Raw genomic sequence first — 16,580 nt, 5'->3', positions numbered from 1 at the left:
GAACGTTCCTCCTAATCTATGTTTGGAAACATTTTTTCAGGTTTCATTTGATTTTTTTAGATGGATGTTTCACATATACCGCCACGGCTTTTTGCTGTTCTACAAAGACTAGTTTATCATGTTCTACTAGCTCTGGGTGCATTGGAAGGACCATACCATTTTTCACTTGTTTTTCATTTTGCTCTGTTATTTCTTGTTGAGGAAAATCAGACAGTGCTGTTTCTAATGGACGAATCACTTCATTTAAGCGCTCTTCATCAGCCAGTAACTGTAGTTCTGCTAAAGTTACACATTGCTCGCGTGTATAACTACCTGACATCACACGTGTTAATTGCGCCATGTGAGCAGGGTAGCCTAATAACTCGCCGATTTGAACAGCTAATGTACGAATATACGTGCCTTTACCACAATGAATGCGTACAGAAAAAGTTACTTCTTTACCCGAATAGGCATCTTCATTATCAAGTAATTCAATACTATAAATCATCACTTCACGACTTGGACGCTCAACTGTTTCACCTGCACGAGCATATTCATACAATTTACGGCCATTCACTTTAACAGCTGAAAACATCGGGGGGACTTGTGTAATCTTCCCTGTTAACTTTTCAAATACTGTTTCTAATTCTTTACGAGAAAAATGTTTATCCTCAACATTTTCTTCAACCGTATCGCCTTCTGCATCTTCTGTCGTTGTTGAACGTCCGATTGAAATCACTGCTTGATACACCTTACCTGCATCGGTAATATATTCTGCTAAACGTGTTGCATTACCTAAACAAATCGGTAATACACCATCAACACCAGGGTCAAGTGTTCCAGTGTGCCCTACTTTTTTCATTTTTAAAATTTTTCTCACTTTAAATACGCAGTCATGTGACGTCATTCCGCGTTCTTTCCATAAAGGTAAAATCCCGTGCATGTTCATTCTCCTTTGTTGCTATTCATTCTTTAAGAATAGCTTTTTGCGTGTATGATTTCAATAAAAAAGACTGAGGAGCCGAAGCTTCTCAGTCTTTTAATATTAATAATCTTTTTCAGATTCATGTAGTTGACGCAGTAATTGGTCAATTTTATTACCATATTCAGTTGAAGCATCAAATTCAAATGTTAATTCTGGTGTAATGCGCAAACGAATACGCTTTGCGATTTCTGAACGAATGAAGCCTTTTGCTTTTTCAAGCCCTTTTAATGTAGCTTCTTTCTCACGTTCGTTGCCTAGGCTTGTAATATAAACCGTAGCTTGTTGCAAATCACCTGTTACTTCAACATCTGTAACTGTAATAAAGCCTACACGAGGATCTTTTAACTTTCGACCGATAATGTCGCCTAGCTCTTTTTTCATTTGCTCAGCAACTCGGTTTGAACGTACTTGTGACATACAAGTCTCACCTCTTTGCTATAAATACTCGATGTTGATATTTGTACACTCCCACTCGGAGTTTGTTTCTAAAAATGCAATGGCTCGGTCTAGTTCTCGCCTCGCAGCAACTGTATCTGATGCAACTGCTACAAGTGCAACAACCGTTCTTTGCCATACATTCTGATAATTAATTTCTGCTATAGAAACATTGAAGCGTTGTTTTGCACGCATTGTCATACGTTGTAACACAGCTCTTTTTTCCTTTAGCGAATGCACCGTCGGAATAAAAAATTCACATTCGGCGTAAACAATCATTATCGTTTAATTTCTTCCATTACGAATGCTTCAATAATGTCGCCTACTTGAATATCGTTGTAGTTTGCGATAGTGAAACCACATTCGTAACCTTTTGCAACTTCTTTTGCATCGTCTTTGAAACGTTTTAATGAAGATAATTCACCTTCAAAAATAACGATTGAGTCACGAATAACACGTACGCCAGCATCACGAACAAGTTTACCCTCTGTTACGTAACCACCTGCGATTGTACCCACTTTAGAAACTTTAAATGTTTCACGTACTTCTGCATTACCAATGATTTTTTCTTCGTATTCTGGATCAAGCATACCTTTCATCGCTTGTTCGATTTCTTCGATTACTTTGTAAATAATACGATGTAAACGAATATCTACGCCTTCTTCTTCAGCAGCGCGTTTTGCGTTTGTATCTGGACGTACGTTGAAACCGATAACGATTGCATTAGAAGCAGCTGCTAATGCGATATCTGATTCAGTAATTGCACCAGCACCAGTGTGAATGATTTTAACATTTACACCTTCAACATCAATTTTCATAAGTGATGCAGCCATAGCTTCTACTGTACCTTGAACGTCGGCTTTAACGATTAAGTTTAACTCTTTCATTTCGCCTTGTTTCATTTGTTCGAATAAGTTATCTAATGTTACACGAGAACCTTCGTTACGGTGTTCTTGGATAGCTAATGTTTGACGAGCTTCACCAACTTGGCGTGCGCGTTTTTCGTCTTCAAATACAACGAATAAGTCACCAGCTTGAGGGACGTCGTTTAAACCTGTAATTTCAACTGGAGTTGAAGGACCTGCAGATTTAACACGACGACCAAGATCATTCACCATAGCACGTACACGACCAAATGTGTTACCTACTACGATTGGATCCCCAACGTTTAATGTACCGTTTTGAACTAATAGTGTTGCAACAGAACCACGACCTTTATCAAGTTGTGCTTCAATTACTGTACCCATAGCTAAACGTTTTTCATTTGCTTTTAATTCTCCTACTTCAGAAACTAAAAGAATCATTTCTAAAAGTTGGTCAATTCCGTCACCTTTAAGTGCTGAGATTGGTACGAAGATTGTATCGCCGCCCCAATCTTCTGGAATTAAACCATGTTCTGTTAATTCTTGCATTACACGATCAGGGTTTGCAGAAGGTTTATCCATTTTGTTTACTGCTACGATAATTGGCACTTCTGCCGCTTTCGCATGGTTGATTGCTTCTACTGTTTGAGGCATGACACCATCATCAGCTGCAACAACTAAGATTGTTAAATCCGTGATTTTTGCACCACGAGCACGCATTGTTGTGAAAGCTGCGTGTCCAGGTGTATCAAGGAATGTGATTTTTTTGTCGTTAACTTTTACTTGGTAAGCACCGATATGTTGTGTGATACCGCCTGCTTCACCTTCCGTAACTTTTGTATTACGAATTGAGTCAAGTAATGTTGTTTTACCATGATCGACGTGACCCATGATTGTTACAACTGGTGGGCGTTCTTTAATATCTTCTGGGTGCTCTTCTTCGTCTTCGAAGTACGTACCTAAGTCCGTACGGTCAATACGAATTTCTTCTTCAACTTCTACACCATAATCAGCACAAATTAATTCGATGGCATCTTTATCAAGTTCGTTGTTGATTGTAGCCATGATACCTAACATGAATAATTTTTTAATGATTTCAGAAGGTTCGCGACCTAATTTTTTCGCTAACTCCCCAACAGATAATGATTCATAGAACGTAATTTGTTCTGGCAATTCTTTTTTCACTGGTGGTGGAGGTGTTGGACGGTTTTTACGACGTTGTCCGCCATGAATACCTGGTCGACGGCGTTGGTTTGGACGTCCACCTTGACCTGGACGTCCACCACCGCGGTTATTATTGTTGCGAGAGTTACTATTGTTAGTGTTACTATTGCTATTATTGTTTTTAGATGATGAATTATTAGTCATAGTACTTCCTTACTTGTTGTTTAGTTTTGTCTTTTTACGATAAACGACATTAGATCGCCATCCCGTTTATCGTAGGACGAGTTCCTGGCTGTCCTTCGGCTGTAATGATGGCCTTTCTGAAGTGGTCAACACCAGTATCTCATAGACAGACAACTTACGCTAACTCATTGAAGTACTGCGATAGCTTTTTAGCAAAGCCGTTATCCATAATTGCTAGAGATACACGCGTTTCACGTCCTGTCGCATGACCTAATTGCTCACGCGAACCAAAGACATAAATCGGCACATTATAATATGCACATTTATCGTGCAATTTTTTTGTTGTGTTTTGTGAAGCATCTGCTGAGATAATGACAAGTTTGGCATCATTCCCACGTACTTCTTTTACCACTTGTTCTTCGCCTGATACGACTTTTCTTGCACTGGCAGCGATTCCCAATAAATTAAAAATGGCTTGTTCTGTTGTCATTTTACGATTCCTTTCGAATAACTGCTAGTAAGTCTTCATAAATTTGTTCTGGAATTTCTACTTCAAGCTGATGCTTTAATACATTTTTACGTTTTGCTTCATTAACAGCATATTCTGTTTTTGAAACATAAGCACCCCGTCCTGATTTTTTGCCTGTTACATCTACTGATACTTCGCCTTCTTTTGAGCGTACAACACGAATCATCTCTTTTTTAGGATGCATTTCATTTGTTGCAACACAACGGCGCAGTGGCACTTTACGATTTGTTGGCATACTTTTCACCCTCCAAATTGATTCGGACGATTATGCTTCTTCGCCGTCTTGGTATAAATCGATTTCTACTTCTTCAGAAGCAACTGTTTCATCTTCTACTGGTACAAATGTAGAATTTTCGTTAGGGTAAATACCTAATTCGCGTGCATCCGTTTCTGATTTAATATCGATTTTCCAACCAGTTAATTTTGCAGCAAGACGAGCATTTTGACCGCGTTTACCGATTGCTAATGATAATTGATAATCCGGTACAACAACTGTTGTTGATTTTTCTTCTTCATTTACTTGAACATCAAGAACTTTTGATGGGCTAAGTGCGTTCGCAACGAATTCGATTGGATCTTCTGACCATTCAACAATATCGATTTTTTCACCGTTTAATTCATTAACGATTGTTTGAACACGTGCACCTTTAGCACCTACACAAGCACCTACAGGATCTACTTCTTCATTATGAGCTACTACAGAGATTTTAGAACGATCGCCCGCTTCACGTGAAATCGATTTAATTTCTACAGTACCTTCAAAGATTTCTGGTACTTCAAGTTCGAATAAACGACGAAGTAAGCCAGGGTGAGTACGTGATACGAATACTTGTGGACCACGAGTAGAGCGTTCTACTTTTGTGATATAAACTTTGATACGATCATGTGGTTCGTACGTTTCGCCTTGAATTTGTTCGTTTTGCGGTAATACAGCTTCGATTTTGCCAATACCTACATAAATATTGCGAGCATCCATACGTTCAACAACACCATTAATGATATCATCTGCACGGTCTACGTATTCTTCATAGATAAGACCACGTTCTGCTTCACGGAAACGTTGTGTAACGATTTGTTTAGCAGTTGTTGCTGCGATACGACCGAAATCACGAGGAACTTCTTCTTTTTCTACAACATCGCCAAGTTCGTATGATGGGTTCACTTCTTTAGCATCTTCTAATGAAATTTGTAAACGTTCATCTTCTACGATACCGACTACATCTTTACGTGAATAAAGGCGCATTGTTCCTTTTTCTAGGTTTAAGTCAACGCGTACATTGGCAGCTTGATCATAATTTTTTTTGTAAGCGTTGATTAATGCCGCTTCAATTGCATCTACGATAATTTCACGAGAAATCCCTTTTTGTTCTAGTGCTTTTAATGCACCAACTAATTCCTTACTCATTTTATTTTTTCACTCCTACAATATTTAAAATTCTTTGTGTTTCGAAAAGTCGATTGCTAACCTAGCATTGGCAATTTTATCTTTTGGAATAAGAACTTTCACTTTTCTAGTTTTAATTAGCATATCAATTTCGGCGCCTTCATCGGTAAATGATTTTAAATATCCTTCAAAGACTTTCATTCCATTGACTGCCTCATATGTTTTCATGTGAACGAATTGGCCGATTGCTTTAATGTAATCTGCTTCCTTTTTCAGAGGACGTTCTGCTCCTGGTGAAGATACTTCAAGGAAATAGTTTTGCGAAATAGGATCCGATTCGTCTAACTTCTCGCTCAGTTTTTCACTAACTTGGGCACATTGATCAATATCAATATTTCCTTCAGGAGTATCTACATAGACGCGTAAAAACCAATCGCGCCCTTCTTTCACAAACTCTACATCGACAAGTTCTAGTTTTAACTCTTCAACGATTGGCATTGCGAGCTGTTCAATTTCAGACGTAACTTTACTCATACTCTCCTCCTGACTAGTTATTGTCATAGACAAACAGAAAAGAGCGGGAAATCCCACTCTTTTGCCGTCGTACTATCAACAAATAATTACTTAAATCCTATCACAAATAGCGCTACAATGCAATAGAATAGGCTAGAACAGTGATAATTGGTTCGCTTCTGGTAATCCTTCAAGACAACCTAAGCGGTCCATATACTCGATTAATGATTTTGAAACACGCCCACGAATTTGTAAATCTTCTTTTGATAAGAATTCACCTTGTTCCCGCGCTTTGACAATCATCTCTGCTACACTATTCCCTAAACCAGGAATCGCATTAAATGGTGGAATTAAACTTTGCCCATCAATTACAAATTCTGTTGCCTTTGAACGATACAAGTCAACTTTTTGGAAATGCATGCCACGTTCACACATTTCTAGTGATAATTCAAGTACTGTTAATAAACTTTTTTCTTTAACAGAAGCATCTAAGCCTTTATCACTCACTTCTTTCATTTGTGCTTTAATCATTTCTGGTCCATTGACCATCGCGATTAAATCAAAATCCGAAGCACGTACAGTGAAATAAGCACAATAATAAAGAATTGGTAAATGCACTTTGAAGTACGCAATACGAATCGCCATCAATACATAGGCTGCCGCATGGGCTTTCGGGAACATGTATTTGATTTTTTTACATGATTCGATATACCATTTTGGTACATTTTCAGCCATCATTGCTGCTTCCATTTCCTCAGTTAAGCCTTTCCCTTTACGCACATGCTCCATAATTTTGAAAGCTAATGAAGGCTCCAAACCTTGATAAATTAAATACACCATAATATCATCACGACAACCAATTACTTCAGATAACACACATGTACCATCGGCAATTAAATCACTTGCATTCCCTAGCCATACATCCGTTCCATGAGACAATCCCGAAATTTGCACAAGCTCAGAAAACGTCGATGGTTTCGTTTCTTCTAACATACCACGTACAAACTTCGTACCAAATTCCGGAATTCCTAGCGTACCTGTTTTACACATAATTTGTTCAGCCGTTACTCCAAGAACTTCTGGACCAGTAAAGATTTTCATTACTTCTGTATCATCGGTTGGAATCGTTTTTGGATCGATACCCGATAAGTCCTGTAGCATACGGATAACGGTCGGATCATCATGTCCTAGAATATCGAGTTTTAAAATATTATCGTGAATCGAGTGGAAATCAAAGTGTGTGGTACGCCATTCTGCATTTTGATCATCTGCAGGGTATTGAATTGGCGTAAAATCATAAATATCCATATAGCTTGGTACAACAATAATCCCACCTGGGTGCTGCCCGGTTGTACGTTTAACACCCGTACAACCTTGTACAAGACGATCCACCTCAGCACCACGGAAGTTAATGTTATGGTCTTGACCATATCCTTTTACATAACCGTAAGCTGTTTTTTCTGCTACCGTACCAATTGTTCCTGCACGGAAAGCATAATCTTCACCGAATAAAATTTTTGTATAATTATGTGCCTGCGGTTGATATTCACCAGAGAAGTTCAAATCAATATCGGGTACCTTATCCCCTTTAAATCCTAAGAACGTTTCAAACGGTATGTCTTGCCCATCTTTTTTATAAGCCGTACCACATTCTGGACAATCCTTATTCGGTAAGTCATAACCCGAAGCAACCGAACCATCCTCGAAGAATTCCGAGTGCTTACAGTTTGGACAAATATAATGAGGTGCTAATGGATTTACTTCTGTAATCTCCATAAATGTTGCAACAAGGGAAGATCCTACAGAACCACGTGAACCTACTAGATAACCATCAGATAATGATTTTTTTACGAGCTTCGCAGAAATTAAATAAATAACACCAAATCCATGTCCTAAAATAGACTTCAATTCTTTTTCAATTCGTTTTTCTACGATTTCCGGTAGTATCTCACCGTAGATTTCATGTGCCATTTTGTATGTTCGTCGAGTTACTTCTTCATCTGACCCTTCAATTTTAGGTGTATATAAATCATCTTTAATTGGCACTACCTTATCAATCGATTCAGCTAAAGCTTGTGAGTTTGTCACAACAATTTCTTTCGCTAAATCTTCGCCTAAGAAAGCAAAGTCTTCTAGCATTTCATCGGTTGTACGGAAGTGACTCTCAGGCAGTTCCGCACGATTTAATGGATTCGCTCCACCTTGTGAACGAATCAGAATTTTACGGAAAATCGAATCCTCTTTGTGGAGGTAATGTACATTTCCTGTCGCAATAACCGGCTTGTCCAGCTTTTTACCGATTTTCACAACTTTACGCACAATATCCTCCATATTCCATTCATCTTTAATTAATTCACGTTCTAATAAAGGCTTATATACGCCCTTGGGATGTACTTCTAAATAATCGTAAAATTTTGCCACTTCCATCGCTTCATCAACGGATTTCTGCATAACAGCTGTAAAAAATTCACCATCTGAACAACCAGAACCCACTAATAATCCTTCGCGATATTTTTGTAATGATGAACGCTTGATACGAGGGACGCGATAAAAAGTTTCTGTATGCGCCTCACTAATTAGTTTAAACATATTTTTCAAACCGTCTTGTGTTTGCGCTAAAATCGTACAATGCGTTGGGCGAGAACGTTTATAAGAATCTCCGCCGCCAACATATTTATTAAAATCATCATGGAATGCGATGTCTTTTTCTTTCACGGCATCCTTTAATAGATGAAGTAATAAATAACCTGTCGCTTCTGTATCATAAATCGCACGGTGATGTTGCGTTAGTTCGATATTTAGCTTTTTACACAATGTATTTAAACGATGATTTTTCATCGTTGGATAGAGCATGCGAGCTAATTCCAGTGTATCGATTACAGAGTGATCAAAGTGGTCGATTCCAGCTTTTTTATATGCTTCATATAAAAACCCAATATCAAATGAAGCATTATGTGCGACGACAATTCCATCTCCAATAAAATCGTGGAATTTCGCAATCATCTCTTCTACTTCTGGTGCATCACGAACCATGTCATCTGTAATTCCTGTTAATTCAATTGTTGTAGCAGATAATGGGTGATGTGGATTTGAAAAACTTTCAAATGTATCAATCACTTCACCGTCTACAATCTTCACAGCAGCCAATTCAATAATTGTATCGTATGCAGCTGATAAACCTGTCGTTTCTACATCAAAAACAACGAATGTTGCATGCTCAAGCTCAATATGACGAGGTTCATAAGCAATCGGCACCCCATCATCCACTAAGTTAGCTTCAACGCCAAAAATCGCTTTAATGCCATTTTTCTCTGCAGCGCCATAAGCTTCTGGAAATGCTTGTGCTCCACCGTGATCTGTAATCGCTACTGCTGGATGTCCCCATTTAGCTGCCTGTGTCACAAGCTCTGCTGCTGAAGATGTCGCATCCATTTGGCTCATTGATGAGTGCATATGGAGCTCTACACGACGTTCTCCTTCTGGCGCTTTATCCGAACGAATTTGCGGACGAATTTCTTGCATGTCTTGCGCCATCATAACTAAATCACGTACAAACGTATCATTTTGGATCGACCCACGTGCGCGTACCCACATGCCTTTTTTTGCTTTTTGCATAATTGATACATCATCTTTATCACGTGAAAACATCTTCACTAAAATAGAATCCGTGTAGTCACTAACTTTCATCGTTAAGAGCGAACGACCACTACGTAGCTCTTTCACTTCTACATCAAATACAAATCCTTCAATTGTCACACGACGTTCTTCATCTTGAATTTGTTGAATTTCCATTAATGTATCATCAGGCTTCATTGCAATACCAAGTTGGAATGGACGGTCATCATCTTCGTCTCCACTATTCGCTTTTTCTTGCTCACGTTTTTGCATATCTTCTACAGCTTTTTTCGCAAATTGTTCTTCTTCAATACGACGCTGCTCTAAAAATTTCTGTTGTTCCTCTACCAATTCTTCTGTAGCTTCACTTAAAGCAAACGCTACAGGCAAATTTGGAAATCCATAATAACCATAATTCATTGAGATTTTATCAGTATATTTATGTTTATAGGCTTCAAGTTCAAAATCACGTTTACATGTTAACGAAAGTTTTTGACCATTCCATTGCGGTATTTGCTCTGCTAAACCTTTTCGTAATGGTGGTGAAATCTCTTCTAAATCATTAACAACTGTCATCCAATAATCTTGAATTAATTGTTCTGTCACTTGTGGCTGTTCTGTCGTAAATTGCAGTTGTACTTGTGCAATTTGTGAAAATGCTTTTTCCACATTCATTTTAAATAATTGATACACACGATACGGTAAAATATTTGGTGTTTTCAAAGTAAACTTCCAAACACGTTGCTGTTTATGCACCGTCATTCGTGTCATTTCTGCCGCTTCAAAAAACGGCATGTAAACATCATCTGTCAGACCAATTTGTTGTAATAAGATCTGAAAACGTTGTTTTGCTTCATGTTCATTAGACATGCTTGCACCTACTTTCTTTAAACGTTCATCTTCTATTGTACGTGAAATCGTAGCATCATACAAAGGCTCATACTTCCAATTTAGACAAAAGAAAAAAGCTTGATTGCTCAAGCTTTTTTCAGGCTATCTATAAATTAGTTTGTTGTTTTTAATAGATTATTTAAACGATCAATTAATTCTTCTTTTGCCCATTCAAATGTTTCGCCTGTTTGACGAACTTTTACTTCAACAATACCGTCAACCGCTTTTTTACCTACTGTTACACGCACTGGTAACCCAATTAAATCTGAATCTGCGAATTTAACGCCCGCGCGTTCTTTACGGTCATCATGAAGTACATCATAACGATAAGAAGTTAATAGTTTATAAAGATCTTCTGATAATTCATTTTGTGCATCATCTTTTGTATTCACTGTAATTAAGTGCACATCATACGGTGTTACTTGTTGAGGCCATGTGAAACCATATGCATCTTGATATTGTTCTGCTACTGCAGCCATTACACGTGATACACCGATACCATAGCAACCCATGATAAATGGTTGATTACGACCATTCTCATCTAAGAACATGCCATTTAATGCTTCAGAATATTTTGTGCCTAGTTTAAATACGTGGCCTACTTCAATTCCTTCAGCAAATTTAATTGTACCTTCACCATCTGGAGAAGGATCGCCTACTTGAATGAAGCGAATATCTTCATATGCATCAACAGCAAAGTCACGACCTGGGTTAACCCCTGTATAATGATAGCCATCTTCATTTGCGCCGGCTACACCATTACGAATCGATTTAATTGCATGATCTGCTACTACTTTAACGCCAACTGGTAATTTAATTGGGCCAAGTGAACCTATATGGCTACCTAATAATTCAACGATTTCTTCATCTGTTGCTAATTCTGCTGTTTCTGCATCTAGTGCATGTTTTAATTTAATATCATTTACTTCATGATCGCCACGAGCAAGAACAACTACTAATTCTTCATCTACTTTAAATACTAATGTTTTCACAATATTACTAGCAGGTACTTCTAGGAATGCTGCAACATCTTCAATTGTTTTTTGATCTGGTGTTTCTACTTTTTGAAGTTCTGTCATATCAACATCTGGTGCTGAATAATCTACTTTTACTTCTGCCATTTCAATGTTGGCTGCATAATCAGATGTATCAGAGTAGGCAATTGTATCTTCACCAATTTCAGATAACACCATGAATTCATGTGTATCTTTACCACCAATTGAACCTGAGTCAGCAATAACTGCACGGAAGTTCAAGCCTAGACGTGTGAAAATATTTTTATATGCTTGAACCATATCATCATATGTTTCATCAAGGCTTTCTTGTGTTGCATGGAAAGAATAAGCATCCTTCATAATGAATTCGCGACCACGTAATAATCCGAAGCGAGGACGTTTTTCATCACGGAATTTTGTTTGAATTTGATAAAGTGTTAATGGTAATTTTTTATATGATTTCACTTCATCGCGAACTAATGCTGTAATAACTTCTTCATGAGTTGGTCCTAATGCAAAATCACGGTTATGACGATCTTTTAAACGCATTAATTCTGGGCCGTAATGTTCCCAACGACCAGATTCTTGCCATAATTCAGCTTGTTGTAGTGCTGGAAGTAATACTTCGTTACCACCTACTGCATCCATTTCTTCACGAACGATTTTTTCAATGTTTGCAAGCACTTTTTTACCTAATGGTAGGTATGAATAAACGCCTGATGTACTTTGGCGAATAAATCCTGCGCGAAGTAATAATTGATGTGACTTTACATCAGCATCTGCTGGTACTTCACGTAAAGTTGGGATAAATGTTTTAGATTGTTTCATGTTTAACCTCACCTTTGAATATAGTTGACTCTATTATACAAGACAAAGAGCCTTTTGTTATGTTTTTAAGCAATAAAAGTTCATTTGCTGTGCAAATGAACTTTTTTCTCACTATCTAAAAGAAGAATCTCTGAATGTCGTTCCATGTTACCGCGACCATTAAGACCATCAGACATGCAAATCCAACAAACGTAATAATACCTTCTTTATTTTTATCAAGTGGTTTACCACGTACTAATTCATAGAAAAATAATGCAAGTCGTCCACCATCTAGTGCGGGGAATGGTAATAGGTTCATAATACCAAGATTTACACTAAGTGCGGCAGCCCAACTTAATAATGTTACGAAACCATATTTAGCCACTTCAGATGTTGCCTCATAAATACCTACAGGACCAGATAAAGCGTCTAGCGTAAATCCACCTGTTACGAGCACAACTAAAATTTTCACAATTTGAACAAGCCAAGTCCATGTTTGTTCAAATCCATATGGAATTGCTTTAAGTGGATTTTTATCATACGTATTCGCATACTGAATACCAATTTGCCCCACTTTTTCTTTATTTACTTCCACTTCTTTTGGCGTTACCTTCAAGGTTTTATCTTGCCCATCACGTACGACACCAATCGTAATTTCCTTACCAGGGCTTCCTTGAATAACTGCTGATAAATCCTGGAATTTATCAACTTTTTTACCGTTAACAGACGTGATTAAATCTTTTTCTTCAAAGCCTGCTACAGCAGCCGGACTATCATCTACTACTTTAGCAATTAAAGGTTCATTCGTCGGAATCCCTTGCACGAAACCAATGATGACGAAAATCACAATCGCTAAAATAAAGTTAAATAATGGCCCTGCAAAAATTGTAATCGCACGTTTGCCCAGTGATTTTGCATTAAATGTGCGGTCATATGGTGCAATTTGTGTTTCTTGACCATTTTCCTCAATGATACAGTCACGCGCGACATTGTAACGTACGAGCTGCTCATCTTCATCATAGCCTTCCACCCATAATTCTTTTTGAAGTTCTGCTTTCTCAACTTCTAAAAAAAGCATATCGGGCAATTGCTTGTTTTGATTCATGACAAGACGAGTAATTTCATCATTTTCATTTAGTGTAAACCCGATACGATAGCCTGGCTGTAATTCAACATTATCTAAATCATCGCCAGCCATCCGTACATAACCGCCCATTGGTAGCAGACGAATTGTATATAGTGTTTCACCCTTTTTAATGCCTAATAATTTCGGTCCAAAACCGATTGCAAATTCACGTACCATAATGCCAGAGCGTTTTGCAAAAATAAAGTGTCCTAACTCATGGAAAAAAACGATCATACCAAATACGAATATAAATGCAATTGCTGATTGCATCAAATCCCACCTTTAATAATAAAGTTGACTTTCATGCAAGATTGCACGCCCCGTCATCTGTATGCTATTTTATCATGCCTTCAACAATTTTTCTTGTTTCCTTATCTACAGCTAAAATTGTTTCTAAATCTGGATTTTGAACATTGTCATGTGTTTGCATCACACGTTCAATAACATCTTCAATTTGAAGGAATGTAATTTTTTCTTGTAAAAACGAACCAACAGCTGCTTCATTAGCTGCATTCATTGCTGTTAAAATCGTACCGCCCATACGTCCTGCTTCATATGCAAAGCCTAGGCAACGGAAACGATCAAAATCAACATTTTCAAAATGTAATTGACCAATCTTAGCTAAATCTAATCGTTCAGCTGTTGAACGTGGTAAACGTTCTGGATAACTTAAAGCGTATTGAATTGGTGTACGCATATCCGCTGTACCAAGCTGCGCCATAACACTTGAATCGTGATATTCAACCATCGAATGAATAATTGATTCGCGATGAATTAAAACATCAATTTTATCATATGACATGCCATACAATACAGCAGCTTCAATTACTTCCAGCCCTTTATTCATTAATGTCGCTGAATCAATTGTGATTTTTGCACCCATTGACCAATTCGGGTGATTCAATGCTTGTTTGACTGTCACACCTTCAAGCTCTTCACGTGTTTTATCACGGAAACTACCACCTGATGCAGTTAAAATCAAGCGTTCTACAGATTTTGGATTTTCGCCATTCATTGATTGCCAAAGTGCTGAGTGCTCACTATCCACTGGTAAAATAGGTGCTCCATATTTTTTTGCTTCCGCCATTACGAGATGCCCTGCTGTCACAAGGGTTTCTTTATTTGCAATTGCAATAGCTTTCTTTTGACGAATTGCAGCCAGGGTAGACTCCAATCCAATACTACCTAATACAGCATTTAATAACACATTTGAATCGCTATATGTCGCGACATCAATTAATCCTTGTGGACCATGCGTTACTTCTAATCCCGGAAATTCTTTTGATAGAGCTCGTGCATCTTCTTCTGATTGCATAGAAACAAGTTTTGGAGAAAATTCACGAATGATTTCCTTCGTTTTTTCAATATTTTTACCTGATGCTAATGCAGCAATTTCAAATTCTTCTTGATGATCTTTTACAATATCAAGTGTTTGCTGTCCAATTGAACCTGTTGCACCTAACAAACTAATCGACTTCATAATGATGATCTCCTATCCAACAAAATGTAAAAAATGTAGCAGTGGTAATACAAATAATAGACTATCAAAACGGTCTAAAATACCACCATGTCCAGGTAAGATTTTCCCTGAATCTTTTACGCCATAATGACGTTTAATAGCTGATTCTACTAAATCACCCATTTGCCCAACAATAGAAGCAACAATTGTGACAACAATTAACTTCCACCACTGCACTTCAAGATGTGTAATCATTTCAAAGATGAAAACAGCGATGATGGCGATAATAATACCACCTACAAAACCTTCAACCGTTTTTTTCGGTGAAATTTCTGGCCAAAGTTTATTTTTACCAAGTTTACGCCCTACAAAATAGGCTCCTGAGTCAGTTGACCATACAACAACTAATGCAAAGACAATATATAACAGGCCATCTGATGCATCTCGTGTTGCCATAAAGTAATAAAACCCTACACCAACATAAAATACAGATACAAGTAAAAAACCAACATCGTCAAATGTAAATTTATTTTTCTTTAATACAACATAAATTAATAATAATGCTGTAACAAGGACAAGCCATTCCAATTTTGAATAACTTGTTGCGTCGATAATAGCACTTTCCCATCCTTCAGGCATTAACATAGCAAATAAGCCAACTAATGCTAATATACCCGGTACAGAGAATAGTGATAGATTGCGCATTTTAAGCATTTCAAAAAGCCCTACTGCTGCGATTATATAAATAACGATTGTTAATGGCGTTCCGCCATATACAACAAACGGTACAAATAATAATGCCGCAATAATGGCTGTAATAATACGCTGTTTCACGATTTATTCTCCTTTCAATCCACCATAACGGCGATTGCGCGATTGATAACTTTCTACTGCTTCTAGCAAATCTTTATCGCTAAATTCAGGCCAATGCACGTCTGTAAACCAAAATTCACTATAAGCAAGCTGCCATAATAGGAAGTTACTTAAGCGAAGCTCTCCACTGGTACGAATAAGCAAATCTGGATCTGGTAGCTGTGATGTCATTAAATGATTCGAAATTGTTTCTTCTGAAATGTCTTCCAAGCTTAACGTTCCATTTTGAACTTGGGTAACAATTTCTTGAACAGATAAAACCATTTCACGACGACTACCATAATTTAATGCAAAATTAAGTATCATACCTGTATTACTTGCAGTCGTATTCATCGCATTTTGAACAGCTTTTTGCGTATGTGTAGGTAATGCATCTATTTCGCCAATCATTCGAACACGAATATTTAACTCCATTAATTCAGGTAAAAATGAAGTTAAAAATTCTTCTGGTAAGCGCATTAAAAATTCTACTTCTTTACGTGGACGTTTCCAGTTTTCTGTTGAGAAAGCATACAATGTCAACGCACCAATACCTACTTTATTTGCACAGCGCGTAATTGTACGTATATTTTTCATCCCTTCATGATGTCCTGCTACACGCGGTAGAGCACGCTTTTGTGCCCAACGACCATTACCATCCATAATAATCGCAATGTGTTGTGGTACGCTCTCACTACGCACTTTTAACATGCGTTCTTGTAATGTAGCGTCCTTTTTATCTGTTTTTCTCCATCCGAGTTTATCTAACATTTAAAATCCTCCACTAGCTTGCATATCGG

General features: G+C 37.7%; 13 protein-coding genes and 1 pseudogene. All 14 read right to left on the bottom strand.

Translation table 11 applies throughout. The features are described from left to right. Positions 1-11: 11 nt before the first annotated feature. The 14 genes and pseudogenes from truB to KTHG_RS03175 all read right to left on the bottom strand — a co-directional run bounded on the left by truB (position 12) and on the right by KTHG_RS03175 (position 16,551). Positions 12-922: pseudogene (gene truB, locus KTHG_RS03240) on the bottom strand (tRNA pseudouridine(55) synthase TruB). A 102-nt stretch (positions 923-1,024) separates the two neighbouring features. Then, positions 1,025-1,381, bottom strand: a complete 357-nt coding sequence (gene rbfA, locus KTHG_RS03235; protein WP_020189488.1) for a 30S ribosome-binding factor RbfA — start codon at positions 1,379-1,381, stop codon at positions 1,025-1,027. An 18-nt stretch (positions 1,382-1,399) separates the two neighbouring features. Then, a complete protein-coding gene (locus KTHG_RS03230; RefSeq protein WP_020189487.1) occupies positions 1,400-1,678 on the bottom strand; it encodes a DUF503 domain-containing protein in 279 nt (92 codons plus the stop codon). Continuing rightward, positions 1,678-3,630 (bottom strand): translation initiation factor IF-2, encoded by a 1,953-nt coding sequence (infB, locus tag KTHG_RS03225; protein ID WP_020189486.1) that lies wholly within the window; start codon positions 3,628-3,630, stop codon positions 1,678-1,680. The genes KTHG_RS03230 and infB overlap by 1 nt, the downstream gene beginning before the upstream one ends. 154 nt (positions 3,631-3,784) lie before the next feature. Continuing rightward, on the bottom strand, positions 3,785-4,099 hold the full coding sequence (locus KTHG_RS03220; protein ID WP_020189485.1) for a YlxQ family RNA-binding protein: 315 nt from the start codon (positions 4,097-4,099) through the stop codon (positions 3,785-3,787). A 1-nt stretch (position 4,100) separates the two neighbouring features. Next, positions 4,101-4,373 (bottom strand): RNase P modulator RnpM, encoded by a 273-nt coding sequence (gene rnpM, locus KTHG_RS03215; protein ID WP_020189484.1) that lies wholly within the window; start codon positions 4,371-4,373, stop codon positions 4,101-4,103. A gap of 30 nt (positions 4,374-4,403) precedes the next feature. Further along, entirely contained in the window at positions 4,404-5,543 is a 1,140-nt protein-coding gene (nusA, locus tag KTHG_RS03210) for a transcription termination factor NusA (RefSeq protein WP_020189483.1), read from the bottom strand. A gap of 24 nt (positions 5,544-5,567) precedes the next feature. Next, a complete protein-coding gene (rimP, locus tag KTHG_RS03205) occupies positions 5,568-6,056 on the bottom strand; it encodes a ribosome maturation factor RimP (RefSeq protein WP_020189482.1) in 489 nt (162 codons plus the stop codon). Positions 6,057-6,188: 132 nt separating this feature from the next. After that, a complete protein-coding gene (locus KTHG_RS03200) occupies positions 6,189-10,520 on the bottom strand; it encodes a PolC-type DNA polymerase III (RefSeq protein ID WP_044527265.1) in 4,332 nt (1,443 codons plus the stop codon). Positions 10,521-10,654: 134 nt separating this feature from the next. After that, on the bottom strand, positions 10,655-12,364 hold the full coding sequence (locus KTHG_RS03195; protein ID WP_020189480.1) for a proline--tRNA ligase: 1,710 nt from the start codon (positions 12,362-12,364) through the stop codon (positions 10,655-10,657). Positions 12,365-12,479: 115 nt separating this feature from the next. Next, positions 12,480-13,739 (bottom strand): RIP metalloprotease RseP, encoded by a 1,260-nt coding sequence (rseP, locus tag KTHG_RS03190; RefSeq protein ID WP_020189479.1) that lies wholly within the window; start codon positions 13,737-13,739, stop codon positions 12,480-12,482. A gap of 64 nt (positions 13,740-13,803) precedes the next feature. Continuing rightward, positions 13,804-14,949, bottom strand: coding sequence for a 1-deoxy-D-xylulose-5-phosphate reductoisomerase (dxr, locus tag KTHG_RS03185; protein WP_020189478.1), 1,146 nt, complete (start codon positions 14,947-14,949; stop codon positions 13,804-13,806). Positions 14,950-14,961: 12 nt separating this feature from the next. Continuing rightward, positions 14,962-15,762 carry a phosphatidate cytidylyltransferase gene (locus KTHG_RS03180; RefSeq protein ID WP_020189477.1) on the bottom strand — a complete coding sequence of 267 codons (801 nt, stop codon included), beginning with the start codon at positions 15,760-15,762 and terminating at the stop codon, positions 14,962-14,964. A gap of 3 nt (positions 15,763-15,765) precedes the next feature. Beyond that, positions 15,766-16,551, bottom strand: coding sequence for an undecaprenyl pyrophosphate synthase (locus tag KTHG_RS03175; protein ID WP_020189476.1), 786 nt, complete (start codon positions 16,549-16,551; stop codon positions 15,766-15,768). Positions 16,552-16,580: the final 29 nt, after the last annotated feature.

Source organism: Kurthia sp. Dielmo (genome assembly GCF_000307285.2).
GTDB lineage: Bacteria > Bacillota > Bacilli > Bacillales_A > Planococcaceae > Kurthia > Kurthia populi.
This window is presented reverse-complemented; position numbering and strand designations above follow the sequence as displayed.

What these genes read in the sequence shown, in the direction of transcription:
- nusA (WP_020189483.1), bottom strand. Translation starts at nt 5,543, where the DNA reads ATGAGTAAGGAATTAGTTGGTGCATTAAAAGCACTAGAACAAAAAGGG.
- rnpM (WP_020189484.1), bottom strand. Translation starts at nt 4,373, where the DNA reads ATGCCAACAAATCGTAAAGTGCCACTGCGCCGTTGTGTTGCAACAAAT.
- KTHG_RS03230 (WP_020189487.1), bottom strand. Translation starts at nt 1,678, where the DNA reads ATGATTGTTTACGCCGAATGTGAATTTTTTATTCCGACGGTGCATTCG.
- KTHG_RS03220 (WP_020189485.1), bottom strand. Translation starts at nt 4,099, where the DNA reads ATGACAACAGAACAAGCCATTTTTAATTTATTGGGAATCGCTGCCAGT.
- KTHG_RS03195 (WP_020189480.1), bottom strand. Translation starts at nt 12,364, where the DNA reads ATGAAACAATCTAAAACATTTATCCCAACTTTACGTGAAGTACCAGCA.
- KTHG_RS03200 (WP_044527265.1), bottom strand. Translation starts at nt 10,520, where the DNA reads ATGTCTAATGAACATGAAGCAAAACAACGTTTTCAGATCTTATTACAA.
- rseP (WP_020189479.1), bottom strand. Translation starts at nt 13,739, where the DNA reads ATGCAATCAGCAATTGCATTTATATTCGTATTTGGTATGATCGTTTTT.
- KTHG_RS03175 (WP_020189476.1), bottom strand. Translation starts at nt 16,551, where the DNA reads ATGTTAGATAAACTCGGATGGAGAAAAACAGATAAAAAGGACGCTACA.
- infB (WP_020189486.1), bottom strand. Translation starts at nt 3,630, where the DNA reads ATGACTAATAATTCATCATCTAAAAACAATAATAGCAATAGTAACACT.
- dxr (WP_020189478.1), bottom strand. Translation starts at nt 14,949, where the DNA reads ATGAAGTCGATTAGTTTGTTAGGTGCAACAGGTTCAATTGGACAGCAA.
- rbfA (WP_020189488.1), bottom strand. Translation starts at nt 1,381, where the DNA reads ATGTCACAAGTACGTTCAAACCGAGTTGCTGAGCAAATGAAAAAAGAG.
- rimP (WP_020189482.1), bottom strand. Translation starts at nt 6,056, where the DNA reads ATGAGTAAAGTTACGTCTGAAATTGAACAGCTCGCAATGCCAATCGTT.